This window comes from Streptomyces polyrhachis, assembly GCF_042663125.1.
Taxonomy (GTDB): domain Bacteria; phylum Actinomycetota; class Actinomycetes; order Streptomycetales; family Streptomycetaceae; genus Streptomyces; species Streptomyces polyrhachii.
This window is the reverse complement of sequence record NZ_JBHSZO010000067.1, coordinates 1-13,621: the sequence shown is the minus strand read 5'-3', so window position 1 is coordinate 13,621 and position 13,621 is coordinate 1. Positions and strand designations below refer to the sequence as shown.

12 protein-coding genes are annotated in these 13,621 nt (G+C 73.2%); 5 read left to right on the top strand and 7 right to left on the bottom strand.

All coding sequences use genetic code 11. The annotated features are described in order from the left end of the window. From sepX to galU, 6 genes are all read right to left on the bottom strand, one after another. On the bottom strand, positions 1 to 564 hold a 564-nt coding region (gene sepX / locus ACFQLX_RS25195), incomplete at its 3' end, for a divisome protein SepX/GlpR (RefSeq protein WP_465270553.1). Positions 565 to 704: 140 nt separating this feature from the next. Further along, complete coding sequence (locus ACFQLX_RS25190) at positions 705 to 1,340, bottom strand: GNAT family N-acetyltransferase (RefSeq protein ID WP_386418784.1); 636 nt, start codon at positions 1,338 to 1,340, stop codon at positions 705 to 707. Beyond that, on the bottom strand, positions 1,337 to 1,852 hold the full coding sequence (locus ACFQLX_RS25185; RefSeq protein WP_386418778.1) for a MogA/MoaB family molybdenum cofactor biosynthesis protein: 516 nt from the start codon (positions 1,850 to 1,852) through the stop codon (positions 1,337 to 1,339). The genes ACFQLX_RS25190 and ACFQLX_RS25185 overlap by 4 nt, the downstream gene beginning before the upstream one ends. Then, the gene (gene moaC / locus ACFQLX_RS25180) at positions 1,849 to 2,379 is read right to left on the bottom strand and encodes a cyclic pyranopterin monophosphate synthase MoaC (protein WP_386418776.1); all 531 of its coding nucleotides are present in this window, start codon (positions 2,377 to 2,379) and stop codon (positions 1,849 to 1,851) included. The genes ACFQLX_RS25185 and moaC overlap by 4 nt, the downstream gene beginning before the upstream one ends. 101 nt (positions 2,380 to 2,480) lie before the next feature. Continuing rightward, a complete protein-coding gene (gene glp / locus ACFQLX_RS25175) occupies positions 2,481 to 3,752 on the bottom strand; it encodes a molybdotransferase-like divisome protein Glp (RefSeq protein WP_386418782.1) in 1,272 nt (423 codons plus the stop codon). Positions 3,753 to 3,865: 113 nt separating this feature from the next. Continuing rightward, positions 3,866 to 4,774 (bottom strand): UTP--glucose-1-phosphate uridylyltransferase GalU, encoded by a 909-nt coding sequence (galU, locus tag ACFQLX_RS25170; protein ID WP_386418775.1) that lies wholly within the window; start codon positions 4,772 to 4,774, stop codon positions 3,866 to 3,868. 278 nt (positions 4,775 to 5,052) lie between these two features. On the opposite strand from galU, the gene ACFQLX_RS25165 reads away from it, so the two are divergent. Beyond that, on the top strand, positions 5,053 to 5,718 hold the full coding sequence (locus ACFQLX_RS25165; RefSeq protein ID WP_386418781.1) for a 5-formyltetrahydrofolate cyclo-ligase: 666 nt from the start codon (positions 5,053 to 5,055) through the stop codon (positions 5,716 to 5,718). Between the two features lie 13 nt (positions 5,719 to 5,731). On the opposite strand, the gene ACFQLX_RS25160 is transcribed toward ACFQLX_RS25165, so the two are convergent. Then, positions 5,732 to 8,467 carry a penicillin acylase family protein gene (locus ACFQLX_RS25160; RefSeq protein WP_386418773.1) on the bottom strand — a complete coding sequence of 912 codons (2,736 nt, stop codon included), beginning with the start codon at positions 8,465 to 8,467 and terminating at the stop codon, positions 5,732 to 5,734. A 263-nt stretch (positions 8,468 to 8,730) separates the two neighbouring features. Here ACFQLX_RS25160 and ACFQLX_RS25155 point away from each other — a divergent pair, with 263 nt between their 5' ends. The 4 genes from ACFQLX_RS25155 (at position 8,731) to ACFQLX_RS25140 (ending at position 13,182) form a co-directional block, all read left to right on the top strand. Further along, complete coding sequence (locus ACFQLX_RS25155) at positions 8,731 to 10,254, top strand: potassium/proton antiporter (RefSeq protein ID WP_386418779.1); 1,524 nt, start codon at positions 8,731 to 8,733, stop codon at positions 10,252 to 10,254. Between the two features lie 276 nt (positions 10,255 to 10,530). After that, entirely contained in the window at positions 10,531 to 11,814 is a 1,284-nt protein-coding gene (locus tag ACFQLX_RS25150) for an MFS transporter (RefSeq protein WP_386418772.1), read from the top strand. Positions 11,815 to 11,888: 74 nt separating this feature from the next. Further along, on the top strand, positions 11,889 to 12,257 hold the full coding sequence (locus tag ACFQLX_RS25145; protein WP_386418770.1) for an FmdB family zinc ribbon protein: 369 nt from the start codon (positions 11,889 to 11,891) through the stop codon (positions 12,255 to 12,257). Between the two features lie 85 nt (positions 12,258 to 12,342). Then, the gene (locus ACFQLX_RS25140; RefSeq protein WP_386418768.1) at positions 12,343 to 13,182 is read left to right on the top strand and encodes an S-methyl-5'-thioadenosine phosphorylase; all 840 of its coding nucleotides are present in this window, start codon (positions 12,343 to 12,345) and stop codon (positions 13,180 to 13,182) included. The last annotated feature ends 439 nt before the right edge of the window (positions 13,183 to 13,621 follow it).

The following is a 13,621-nucleotide window of genomic DNA, read 5'->3' as shown; positions in this document are numbered from 1 at the left end:
GTCGGCGCCGCGGCCCTGGTCGACGACGGCCGCCCGGCGGCGGCGCTCGCCGGCGCGCAGGTGCGCCATGTACGCCGTCAGCAGCGCCGCCGGGACCGCGACCGCCCACAGGTGGCGCAGCCCGCCCACCGCGGCCCAGATCGCGCCCGCCGTGAGCGCCAGGAAGAGGAGTGTCGTGGTGCGCCGGCGGCGTGCCATGACCTTGGCCCGCGCCGCGCGCTCGCCCCGCTCCCCCGCCGTGCGGTCGCGGTCCGCCGTCGCGTCCGCCTCCGCCGGCACCGCGGTCGTACGACGGCGGGCGGGCGGGGTGGCCGGCTGCGCGTTGGCGGAAGGGGCGGGCAGCGCGAAGTCCGGGGCGTCCGGATCGGCGTCCCGGGTCTCGGGGTCGTCCTCGGCGCTGTGGCGGTCCGCCGCGCCGCGTCCGGTCAGCAACCGGAGAGCGGTGCTGAAGCGTTCCGTCGGACGGGCCTCGTTCAGCTCGTCCTGCCTACGAAGCCACATCGGAACCAAGTAGGCGGCCCAGGCCCCCACGATCATTGCGTAGATGAGGCCGCTGCTGCTCACGCCCTACACGGTAGAGGTGTTGGAGACACCGCATCGGCCAATCGGCCCGGTGTGTCGCACCATCCGGCTCATATCTCGAGCTTTTCTTCAGATTTTTTGTCCGGAGCGGGTATTCGGCGCATGCTTTTCGAACATTTATTTCATTCAGCGTGAGAAGGAGGCGTCTGGAGGCTCCGCAGCGAACGCCACCGGCCCAGCAGTCCCTCCGGCACCTCCTCGGCGGTCAGCGCGAAGACCAGATGGTCGCGCCAGGCGCCGTCGATGTGGAGGTAGCGGGGGCGCAACCCCTCCTCGCGGAAGCCGAGTTTCTCCACCACGCGCCGGCTCGGGCCGTTCTCCGGGCGGATGCAGACCTCCACGCGGTGCAGGCCCACCGAGCGGAAGCAGTGGTCGGTGACCAGGGCGACCGCCGCCGGCATCACGCCGCGGCCGGCGACCGCGCGGTCCACCCAGTAGCCGATGTGCCCCGAGCGCATCGAGCCCCAGGTGACGCCGGCGACGGTGAGCTGGCCGACGAGCCGGCCCTCGTACTCGATGACGAAGGGCAGCATCCGGCCGGCCGCGGCCTCCGTGCGCAGGTGGCGGACCATCTGGCGGTACGTGGGGCGGCGCGTCGGCCGGCCGCCCGGGAGCGCCGGGGGGACGGTGGCCTCCCAGGGGCGCAGCCAGTCGCGGTTGCGCTGGTTGACCTCCCGCCAGGCGCTCTGGTCGCGCAGCCGGATGGGGCGCAGGCGCACCGGGCCCTCCGCCAGCTCGACCGGCCAGACGGTACTCAGCGGGCACCGCCCTGCTGCGGGTCTCCCCCGTCGGAGCGGGGGTGGTCGCCCCCGCGCAGCTGCTCCACCGCGTGCGGGAGCAGCGCCGCCAGCACCGCGAGGCCGTCGCGGACGCCGCCGGAGGAGCCGGGGAGGTTGACGATCAGGGTGCGGCCGGCGACACCCGCCAGGCCCCGGGAGAGGGCGGCGGCGGGGACCTTGGGGCGGCCGTGGGCGCGGATGGCCTCGGGGATGCCGGGGACCTCGTAGTCCAGCACCCGGGCGGTCATCTGGGGGGTGGCGTCCGTCGGCGAGATGCCCGTACCGCCGGTGGTGAGGATGACGTCGAAGCCCTCCGAGACGCCGTCGCGCAGAGCCCGCTCCACCGCCTCCCCGTCCGGTACGACGCGGGGGCCCTCGACGGTGAAGCCCAGCGCGGCCAGGCCCTCGGCCAGCAGCGGGCCGCCGGTGTCGGCGTAGACGCCGGCGAAGGCGCGGTTGGAGACGGTGACGGCGAGGGCGCGCGGGCTCATGTGCCGGCCTCCGCGCCGCGGCGGAAGTCGCCCGACTTTCCGCCGGTCTTCTCCTCGACGCGGATGTCGCTGATCACGGCGCTCTTGTCGACGGCCTTGACCATGTCGACGACCGTCAGGGCGGCGACGGCGACGGCGGTCAGCGCCTCCATCTCCACACCCGTGCGGTCCGTGGTGCGCACGGTGGCGCTGATCTCCACCGCGTCGTCGGCGACCGCGAGGTCGACCATGACGCCCGAGACGGCCAGCGGGTGGCAGAGGGGGATGAGGTCGGGGGTGCGCTTGGCGCCCATGATCCCGGCGATCCGCGCGGTGGCCAGGGCGTCGCCCTTGGGGACGCCCTCGCCGCGCAGGAGTTCCACGACGCGGGGGGTCACCAGCACGCGGCCGGTGGCGCGGGCGGTGCGGCTGGTGACGTCCTTGGCGGAGACGTCGACCATGCGGGCCGCGCCGGCCTCGTCGATGTGCGTCAGAAGCGGCCCGTCGGGCTGCTGGGGCTGAGGGGGCTGGGCGGGCTGGGCGGTCATGCGGCGTGAACTCCCGTTTCCGATACGTGCGCAGGGTTACCGTACCGGCAAGCGCGCCGGGGGGCCGTGACAGCGTGGGGGGACGGGAGGGGGCGGGCGCCTCAGTCCAGCGCGATGACCTCCACCGCCGTGCCGTCCTCGACCTCCGTCACGTCCTCCGGGACGACCAGCAGGCAGTCGGCCAGCGCCAGCGCCGCCACCAGGTGCGAGCCCGCCCCGCCGACCGGCCGTACGGTGCCGCTCGCGGCGTCGTAGCGGCCGCGCAGGAACTGCCGCCGGCCGGCGGGCGAGCGCAGGGGGGCCGGTGTCTCCAGACGCGCCTGGACGCAGGGCCGCGACTCGGGGGTCAGGCCCATCAGGCGGCGGATGACCGGGCGTACGAACAGCTCGAAGGAGACGTACGCCCCCACCGGATTGCCCGGCAGGGCCAGCAGCGGGGTGCGGTCCGCGCCGACGCGGCCGAAGCCCTGCGGCTTGCCCGGCTGCATGGCGAGCCTGCGGAAGTCCACCCCGCCGCCCTCGCCGTCGAGGTCGCTGAGCGCCTCCTTGACCACGTCGTACGCACCCACGCTCACACCGCCGCTGGTGACCACCGCGTCCGCGCGGATCAACTGGTCCTCCAGCGTGGCCCGGAGGGTCTCGGCGTCGTCGGCGACGGCGCCGACCCGGTAGGCGATGGCGCCGGCCTGCTTGGCGGCGGCGGTGAGGGCGAAGCTGTTGGAGTCGTGGATCCGGCCGGGGCCCAGCTCCTCGCCGGGCGCGACCAGCTCACTGCCCGTGGAGACGACCACGACGCGGGGGCGGGGGCGGACCCTGACGGTGGCGCGGCCGATCGCCGCGAGCAGGGAGATCTGGGTGGGGCCCAGGACCGTGCCGGCGGCCAGCGCCAGCTCGCCGGCGGCGACGTCGCCGCCGCGCAGCCGGATGTGCTCGCCGGCGGCGACCGGGCGGTACACCTCGACCGTGCCGCCCGCGCCCTGGGGGGCCTTGCTGTGCGCCCGCATCGTCGTCGCGGGGCCCGCCCCGCCGCCGCCGTCCGTCCACTCCACCGGGACGACCGCCTGGGCGCCGGGGGGCAGCGGGGCGCCGGTCATGATGCGCACCGCCTCGCCGGGGCCGACCGCGGGCGGCTCGCCGCTGCCCGCCGCCACGTCCCCGACGACCGTCAGCCGGGCCGGGAACTCCCCGCCGGCGTCGGCGACATCGGCCACGCGGACGGCGTACCCGTCCATCGAGCTGTTGTCGAAGGGCGGCAGCGCGATCGGCACCGTGACGTCCTCGACGAGGACGCAGCCCTGCGCCTCCAGCAGCTGCAGCTCCAACGGCTCCAGCGGACGGATCTGGCGCAGGATGTCGGCGAGGTGCTCGTCCACCGACCAGGTCCCGTCGACGGCGGCCGGGTCGGCGCCCGGCGTCTGCCCGCTGTCCGGGCCGCTGTCTGGGCCGCTGTCCGTGCCGCTGTCCTCCGGCGTCCGCGTGGTGGTGCTCAACTCGCCATCTCCTCCGTGACGTAACTCCGCAGCCAGGCGCGGAAGTCCGCGCCCAGGTCCTCACGCTCGCAGGCGAGGCGGACGATGGCACGGAGGTAGTCGCTGCGGTCACCGGTGTCGTAGCGGCGGCCGCGGAAGACGATGCCGTGGACGGGGCCGCCGATGGAGGTGTCGGCCGCGAGTGTCTGCAGGGCGTCGGTGAGCTGGATCTCGTTGCCGCGGCCGGGCTCGGTCTTGCCGAGGACCTCGAAGACGGCCGGATCCAGTACGTAGCGGCCGATGACGGCGTAGTTGCTGGGGGCGTCCGCCGGGTCGGGCTTCTCCACCAGGCCCGTGACACGCACCACGTCCTCCTCGCCGGTCGCCTCCACGGCCGCGCAGCCGTAGAGGTGGACCTGCGCGGGGTCGACCTCCATCAGGGCGATGACGCTGCCGCCGTGCTCACGCTGTATGTCCGTCATCCGGGAGAGCAGCGGGTCGCGGGGGTCGATCAGGTCGTCGCCCAGCAGGACGGCGAAGGGCTGGTCGCCCACGTGCGCCTGGGCGCAGAGCACGGCGTGGCCCAGACCGCGGGGGTCGCCCTGGCGGACGTAGTGGATGTCGGCCAGGTCGGTGGACTCCTCGACGGCGGCGAGCCGGGCCTGGTCGCCCTTCCTGCGCAGGGCCTCCTCCAGCTCGTAGTTGCGGTCGAAGTGGTCCTCCAGGGCGCGCTTGCTGCGGCCGGTCACCATCAGTACGTCGGGGAGCCCGGCCGCCACGGCCTCCTCCACGACGTACTGGATCGCGGGCTTGTCCACAACCGGCAGCATCTCCTTGGGAGTCGCCTTGGTCGCGGGCAGGAAGCGGGTGCCCAGGCCGGCCGCCGGGATGACGGCCTTCGTGATCCGAGTACGCGATGAAGTCATGCCGAGCACCATATCCGTAGTGATGAAGGGAAGATGAGATTCCGAGTGACTTTGACCGGTTGCGAGCGGCTTTGAGCCTTCCGGTGCCGGCCACGCGGGAGTCGTGTCCTTCCATCGTACGAAGAGCGGGCGGCGCCCGGCGAACCCATGGGGCGGGGTGCGTGAACACGGGCGGGCGGGGCGTTGTCAGTGGGGCAGGGCAGTATGGGACGCGGCGGGGCACTTGGGCGGAAGGTGCCCGAGGAGTGCGAGCGGGAGAAGGGGTGCAGGCCGTGGCGATGGACGGGGAGCGGGGCGGGGCGTTGCCGGGAGGGCCGGGAGGGCCGGGCTGCGGTGGGGCCGCGGCCGGCAAGGCGGTGCTGCGGCGGGCGCTGCTGGCGGCGCGGGCGGCGCTGACCGGGGGGCAGGTGGCGGCCGCGGGCGAGGCGCTGGCGCGACGGGCGTGGGAAATACCGGAGTTGGCGGGCGCGCGGACGGTCGCCGCGTATGTGTCGGTGGGGCGCGAGCCCGGCACGCGCGCGTTGCTGGACGTGCTGCGCGAGCGGGGGGTGCGGGTCCTGCTGCCGGTGCTGCTGGCGGACAACGACCTGGACTGGGCGCTCTACGGCGGCCCCGGATCGCTGGCGCCCGCGGCGCGCGGGCTGCTGGAGCCGACCGGTGGGCGCCTGGGCGCCGGGGCGGTGCTGGAGGCCGACGCGGTGCTGCTTCCGGGGCTGGCGGTGGACGGGCGCGGGATGCGGCTGGGGCGGGGCGGCGGCTCGTACGACCGGGTGCTGGCGCGGCTGGCCGGTGCGGGCGTCTCGCCGTCGATGCTCGTGCTGCTCTACGACGGCGAGGTGCTCGACGGCGTGCCCGCCGAGGGGCACGACCGGCCGGTGGACGCGGCCGTCACGCCGTCGGGGGTGCACCGTTTCCGGCGCACCCCCGGGCGCAGCGCAAGCTGAACTCCCGTACCGGCTACGGGGTGAAGACCATCTTGTCCTCGGTCGCGTCCTCGACCGCCTGCGTCGAGGACGGCCAGGGGTAGAGCTCGCCCTTCGACCAGGCGTCGGTCTGGTCGGTGTAGTGCGAGCTGCCGGCGTGGCCGGAGGCGCCGGTGAGGTTGACCCACTGGGAGTTGTCCAGGTTGTCGAGGTCGACGACCATCCGCATGGACGGCACCCACATCACCTCGTAGCCGCCGGCGGCGTTCCAGCCGGTGGCGTTGACGGTGGCCTCGCCGCCGCTGAGGTTCCAGGGGCCGCGGTTGAGGACCCACTGCAGGAAGCCGGGGCCCTCCTTGCCGAGAGTCTGGTTGCGCAGCATCAGCCGGTGCAGCCGCCCCCAGTTCCAGGTGCTCACGTCCTTGCCGAGCTTGGCCGTCAGCTCCCAGCGGGCCTGCTTCATGGCCCGGGCGAAGACCTGGTCGCGGGTGCGGGTGGCGTCGCCGCTGTGCACCCGGCTGCTGGGGGTGGTCCACCACTCGCTCTCCGGCTTGTCCACCAGCGCGCGGACCACCTCGAACCAGCGGTCGCCGCCGTCCGGTTGCGCGGCCGAGGGCTCGCGATCGCCGCACTCGACGACCGTCTCCTCCGGGGCGTCGGCCTGGCTGGCGGTGGGCACGCGCAGGCACTGCCCCTCGACGCGCAGCTCCTTGGGCATCTTGTCGCCGAAGGCGAGCATCAGGATGTTGCGCCAGACGGCGTTGAAGTAGGCGGCGGCCGCCGAGTCGGAGTCCTGGGAGTAGTCCCAGTCCTTCAGCAGGTCCTGCGTCTCGCGCACGTGGCGGTCGGCGACCTTCGTCTTCAGCAGCATCGGTGTGAGGAGCTCGCCGATCTCGCTGTGGTTGTCCGACTGCATCGCGGACATGTCGGCCGGGGAGACCTTGCCGCCGTCCTTGGTCTTCTCCCTGATCAGGGCGTCGATCCGGTGGGAGCGCGTGCCGTAGCCGGGGTCGGTGGTCAGCAGGAAGGGGTACGTGCGCTGGTCGATCACGGCCTGGTTGGCGGTGACGATGTAGCCGCGCGCGGGGTTGTACTCCCACGGCAGCGCGGACTGCGGGACGGTGCCCTTCCAGGTGTACGCGGAGTTCCAGCCCGGCTGCGGCATCCGGCCGTCGGAGTTGCCGCCGCGGATCGGGATGCGGCCGGGCGCCTGGTAGCCGATGTTGCCCTTGCGGTCGGCGTAGACCAGGTTCTGCGAGGGGACGGCGAAGTCGGCGGCGGCGGCGCGGAACTGCTTGAAGTCCACCGCCCGGTTGATCTTGAAGACCGCGTCCATCGTGCGCGAGGGGTCCAGTGCCGTCCAGCGCAGCGCCACCGCGTAGCCGTCGCCGCGGTCGGGCGCCGAGGAGCCGACGGGGGCGCTGCGGCCGACCTCCTCGATCTCGTCGGAGCGGTCGGAGACGATCGGGCCGTTGCGGGTGGAGCGGACGGTGATCTTCTTGACGGCGCCGTCGGCGCTCCTGAGCGTCTCGGTGCGGGTGGTGAAGTCCTTCGCTCTGCCGTCGACCTCGTAGCGGCCCGAGGCGTCGACCTTCTCCAGGTACAGGTCGGCGACGTCCGCGCCGAGGTTGGTCATGCCCCAGGAGATCTGCTGGTTGTGGCCGATGACGACGCCGGGCAGGCCGGAGAAGGTGAAGCCGCTGACGTCGTAGGGGCACTTCTCGGAGACCGTCCGGCAGTGCAGGCCCATCTGGTACCAGATGGACGGCAGTTGCGGGGAGAGGTGCGGGTCGTTGGCCAGCAGCGGCTTGCCGGTGGTGGTGTGGTCGCCGGAGACCACCCAGGAGTTGGAGCCGATGCCGCTGCCGCTGGGGCCGAAGAGGGCCGGCACCGCGGCGATGTTGCGCGAGACGTCGCCCAGTTGCGCCGTCACGGTCGCGCCGTCGGCCTGGGAGAGCTGGGAGGTCTGCGCGGTGCCGGCGGTGACGGGGGCCGCGCCGGCGGGCTTGAAGGCGTCGCCCGTGACTCTGCCGCCCTGCACGATCGGCTTGTTGCGGTCGTAGGGGTAGGGCGGGTAGAGCTCCTGGATCTGCCGGCTGTCGAAGCGGGCGGCCAGGAGCGAGCGGTCGATCTCGTCCTCCATGTTGGCCCGCAGGTCCCAGGCCATCGCCTTGAGCCAGGCCACCGAGTCGACGGGCGTCCAGGGCTCCGGCTCGTAGTCGTTGGTCAGCCCCAGCGCCGCATACTCCACCGAGAGGGAGGAGCCCTCGTGGTCCTTCAGATAGGCGTTGACGCCGTCGGTGTAGGCCCGCAGGTACGCCTTGGTCTCCGGCGACAGCTTGGTGTCGTACTCCTTCTGCGCCACGCCCCGCCAGTCGAGGGTGCGCAGGAAGGCGTCCGTCTCGAACTGGCCCTTGCCGAACATCTCGGCGAGCCGGCCCGAGGTGACGTGGCGGCGCACGTCCATCTCCCAGAAGCGGTCCTGCGCCTGGACGAAACCCTGGGCGCGGAAGAGGTCTTCGGAGGTGGAGGCGTAGACGTGCGGAATCCCGCGGGCGTCGCGCTTGACGTCGACGGGGCGGCTGAGGCCCTTGAGCTTCAGCGAGCCGGTGGTCTGCGGGTAGGAGTCGCGCACGGTGGAGACCGCCCAGAACGCCCCGGCGCCCAGCCCCAGTACGAGGGCGAATGCGATGCCCAGGACGATCAGCCGCGTCCGCTTGATCTTCGCGCGCGGTCGCCTCGTCGAAGAGCTGTTCTCGCTGCCGGGCATCGCTGTCCTTCGAGGGGCTGGGACCTATGGTGCAGGAGCAACCATAGGCGCACCGTCAAGTGGTGCGGACGCCCAGGGGCACCGACCAGCGCGGCAGGGAAGGCGCGGGCCTGGGGCATCCCCTGCTCGAAGAGCTTGGGGATGGGGCATCCCCTGCTCGAAGAGCTTGGGGAGGGGGCGCAGCAAGGGAGCGGCCGGCGTCGGGCGGTGCCGCCGGTATGCACACGTCGGATGCGTGGCGTGTTCAAGCACCGAGAAGGTAAATTCTTGGCCAAGGCACGTATCAGCAGTGGGAGGGGCTCACCCTGACAGTCGACGACCTCAACCGCCTCCTGCTCGTCTCCGCGCTCATCCTCCTCGTGGCCGCCGCCGCGGTGCGCCTGGCCTCCCGGACCGGACTGCCCTCCCTGGTCCTCTACATGGGCATCGGGGTCGCGGTCGGCGAGGACGGACTCGGCTTCGCCTTCGACGACGCCCGCCTCACCCAGGTCATCGGGTACGCGGCGCTGGCGGTGATCCTCGCCGAGGGCGGCTTCGGCACCAAGTGGTCCGAGATCAAACCGGTGCTGCCCGCCGCCGTGACGCTCTCGCTGGTGGGTGTCGCGGTGAGCGTGGGGGTGGTCGCGGCCGGGGCGCACTACCTGGTCGGCCTGGAGTGGCGGCAGTCGCTCATCATCGCGGCGGTGGTCTCCTCGACGGACGCGGCGGCGGTCTTCTCCGTGCTGCGCAGGGTGCCGCTGCCCAAACGGATCACGGGCACGCTGGAGGCGGAGTCCGGGTTCAACGACGCCCCGGTGGTGCTGCTCGTCGTCGCCTTCTCCACCTCCGAGCACGTCGGGTCCTGGCCCGGTCTGCTGGGGACGATCGCGCTGGAGCTGGCTATCGGCGCCGCGATCGGCCTGGCGGTGGGCTTCCTCGGGGCGTACGGACTGCGGCGGGTGGCGCTGCCCTCCTCCGGCCTCTATCCGATCGCCGCCATGGCCATCGCCATCGCGGCGTACGCGGCCGGAGCGATGGCGCACGGCAGCGGCTTCCTCGCCGTGTACCTCGCGGCGGTGGTGCTGGGGAACTCCCGGCTGCCGCACTGGACCGCGACGCGGGGCTTCGCCGACGGGCTGGGCTGGATCGCGCAGATCGGGATGTTCGTCCTGCTGGGCCTGCTGGTCACCCCGCACGAGCTGGCCGACGACATCGTGCCCGCGCTGGTCATCGGGCTGGTGCTGACCATGCTGGCGCGGCCCGCGGAGGTCGCCGTCAGCCTGATCCCCTTCCGGGTGCCCTGGCGCGAGCAGGTGCTGCTGTCGTGGGCGGGGCTGCGCGGCGCCGTGCCGATCATCCTGGCCACCATCCCGATGGTGGAGGGGGTCCCGGACAACGCGCGCATCTTCAACATCGTCTTCATCCTGGTGATCGTCTACACCCTGGTGCAGGGTCCGACCCTGCCGCCGCTGGCCAAGTGGCTGAAGCTGGACGACACGGACTCGGCCCACGACCTGGGCATCGAGTCGGCGCCGCTGGACCGGCTGCGGGCGCATCTGCTGTCGCTGTCGGTGCCGGCGAAGTCCCGGATGATCGGCGTCGAGGTCGGCGAGCTGCGGCTGCCCAAGGGCGCGGCGGTGACCCTGGTCGTACGCAACGACGCGAGTTTCGTACCCGCCCCGGCGACGGTGCTGCGGGCCGGGGACGAGCTGCTGGTGGTGACCACGGACGAGGTCCGCGACGCGGCGGAGAAGCGGCTGGAGGCCGTCGGCCGCGGGGGCAAGCTGGCGGGGTGGCTGGGGGCGTAGGTCCCGCCCGGGTGGGACCTAGGTCGCTGACCTGGGTTTTCGCTGTGCCGTATGCTGAGGGAAAGCACACACGTATTCGAACCAACTCTGTCCGATGCAGAGCTGGCGCGACCGCCCGCACCCCCAAGGGTGCCTTCCGGCCGCGGCCCTCCTGCCCTCGCGCAGGCCACCGTCCCATGGTGCGGGCCCCGAGCCGGCCGGTCAGACGCCATGTGGACAGCTCTCGGCGGCGCCCCTTCGCGGGCGTGCGCTACCGGACGGCAGGAAGGACCGGCCGTGGGTTCCGCGGTCACCTCAGACGTCTCCTCGCGCCCTGGCTACGGGCAGCTGCTCCGTACCCCTGGCGCCCTCTCCTTCGTGCTGCCCGGCTTCGCCGCCCGGCAGCCCTTCGCGATGCTCACGATCAGCATCGTGCTGCTCGTGCAGCACACCTCCGGCAGCTACGGCACCGCCGGCCTGGTCGCCGCCGCGGCCGGTACCGCGGTCGCGCTCTGCGCACCGGTCAGCGGCAAGCTGAGCGACCGCTACGGGCAGAGCCGCGTGCTGGTGCCCACGGTGGCGATCCACGCGAGCGCCGTCGTCGCGCTGGCGCTGCTGGCGCTGGCCGGGGCGCCCGTGGCGGCGCTGATGGCCGCCGCGCTGGCGGCCGGGGCGACGATCCCGCAGATCGGCCCGATGGTCCGGGCCAGGTGGGCGGCCCGGCTGCCCGCCGACTCGCCCCTGCTGCAGAAGGCCGCGGCCTTCGAGTCGGTCACGGACGAGTTCACCTTCGTCATCGGACCGGTCTTCGCCGCCGCCCTGTGCAGCGGCATCCACCCGGCGGCGGGTCTGCTCGCCGAGGCGGTGCTGACGCTGGCCGGCGGTCTGTTCTTCGCGGCCTCCCGCGCCACCGCCCCGCCCGTGCTGCCGGCCGCCGAGCGCGGCAAGCACCCCTCGGCGCTGCGGGTGCCGGGCGTGCTGGTGCTGGCCGTGGTCTTCCTCGGCATCGGCTCGGTCTTCGGCGGCATGCAGGTCAGCCTCACCGCGTTCAGCGAGGAGATCGGCAACCCGGGCGTCAACGGCGTCCTGTACGGGATCTTCGCGGCGGGCAACATGCTGGCCGGTATCGCCTTCGGGATGGTGCACTGGAAGGTCTCGCCGCGACGCCGGCTGCTGGTCGCGTACCCGCTGCTGGTCGCCGCGACCGCCACGCTGTGGACCGTGCACAGCGCCCCGCTGCTGGGCGCGCTGGGTCTCGTCGTCGGTGTGTGCATCGCGCCGGCGCTGATCACCGGCTTCACCCTGGTGGACCAGATCGTCCCGGCCGCCTCGCGCACCGAGGCGTACACCTGGCTGACCGGTGCGGTCGCCATGGGCCAGGCTCTCGCGGCGAGCGCCGCGGGCCGGCTCACGGACGCGGGCGGAGCCTCGCTGGGCTTCCTCGTGCCGCTGGCCGGTACGGGCCTGGCGGCCGTCGTACTGCTGGCGCTGCGCTCGCGGCTGACCCCCGGCGCGGGGGCCTCGCGCAGCCGGATCGCGGCGCAGGGGGCCAGGCTGCGGGAGCCGCTTGCGGTGGACTGAGCGCGCGCGATGTTGCAAGATGGGGCGTCGTTAGCACTCCAGAAGTGCGAGTGCCAGCTCGGAGGAAGCAAACAGTGCCGACCTATCAGTACCAGTGCACCGACTGCGGCGAGGGCCTCGAAGCGGTGCAGAAGTTCACCGACGACGCACTGACCGAGTGCCCTGCCTGCGGCGGGAAGCTGCGGAAGGTGTTCTCGGCGGTCGGCGTGGTCTTCAAGGGCTCCGGCTTCTACCGGACCGACAGCCGGGGCGGCTCGTCCAGCTCGTCGGTGGCGGGGAAGTCGTCCTCGTCGGACAAGTCGTCGTCCTCGGACAAGTCCTCCTCTTCGTCGTCCGGGTCCTCCGGGTCGGAGAAGAAGTCCGCGTCCTCGGACAAGTCGTCGTCTTCGTCGTCGTCCGCTGCCAAGGGCTCCGGTTCCAAGGGCTCCAGCTCGGCCGCCTGAGGTCCCCGCGACGCCTGCCTTACGTCTTCGCGACCCCGTCCGTCTCCCTGGGAGGCGGGCGGGGTCGCGTCGTTAGTGTGGGGGCATGAATCAACCTCAGGCAGACATCGGTGTGATCGGCGGCTCCGGTTTCTACTCGTTCCTGGACGACGTGACCGAGGTCGCCGTCGACACCCCCTACGGCGCCCCCAGCGACTCCCTCTTCCTCGGCGAGATCGCCGGGCGCCGGGTGGCGTTCCTGCCGCGCCACGGCCGCGAGCACGCCATTCCGCCGCATCGGATCAACTACCGCGCCAACCTCTGGGCGCTGCGCTCCCTGGGGGTGCGCCAGGTGCTCGGCCCCTGCGCGGTCGGCGGCCTGCGGCCGGAGTTCGGGCCGGGGACGCTGCTGGTGCCCGACCAGCTGGTGGACCGGACGAAGTCGCGCACCCAGACCTTCTTCGACGGTGAGCCGCTGGCGGACGGCGGTACGCCCAACGTGGTGCACGTGTCCTTCGCCGACCCGTACTGCCCCACCGGGCGCGAGGTGGCGCTGGCGGCGGCGCGCGGACGCGCCTGGGAGCCGGTGGACGGCGGGACGATGGTCGTGATCGAGGGGCCGCGCTTCTCGACGCGGGCGGAGTCGCGGTGGCACGCCGCGCAGGGCTGGTCGGTGGTGGGGATGACCGGGCATCCGGAGGCGATGCTCGCCCGCGAGCTGGAGCTCTGCTACACGTCGATGGCGCTGGTCACCGATCTGGACGCGGGTGCGGAGACGGGCGAGGGGGTCTCGCACAAGGAGGTCCTGGAGGTCTTCTCGGCGAACGTGGGGCGGCTGCGGGAGGTGCTCTTCGACGCGGTGGCGAAACTGCCGGAGACCGTGGGGCGCGACTGCCTGTGCGTGGCGGCGCTGGACGGGTGGGAGCCGGGGATCGCGCTGCCGTGAGCGGGGGCCGACACCGGGAGTGGTATCGGGGGCGCGGGGGTGAACGGCGCGTCCGGGTGAGCGAGTTGTCCACAGGCCCAGGTTGTCCACAGCCCTCGACGGGAGCGGGCGGGCTTCGGGCATCGTGAGAGCTGTCCGAGACGGGGCGACGTGCTCCCGTCGATCGCAGCTTCGCTTCCAGGTGGTGCATGGCCATGATCCCGCTCCCGTCCTCCCGCGCCCTGTCCTCTCCATCCCCTCCGTCCGCTCCGTCCGTTCCGTCCCGTCTCCCGTCTCGTACGGATCCGCCGCGCGGCGGGGTGCCGGCCTTCGCGCCGGTCCGGGCCGGTGGGCGCCATCGGCTGCGGCGGGCGGTGCGCAGCCGGGGGCGGGTGCTGGCGGCGGGGCTGGCGGTCACGGCGGCGGCGCTGGCGGCTGGTGCGCCGCGCGGCGGTCCGGG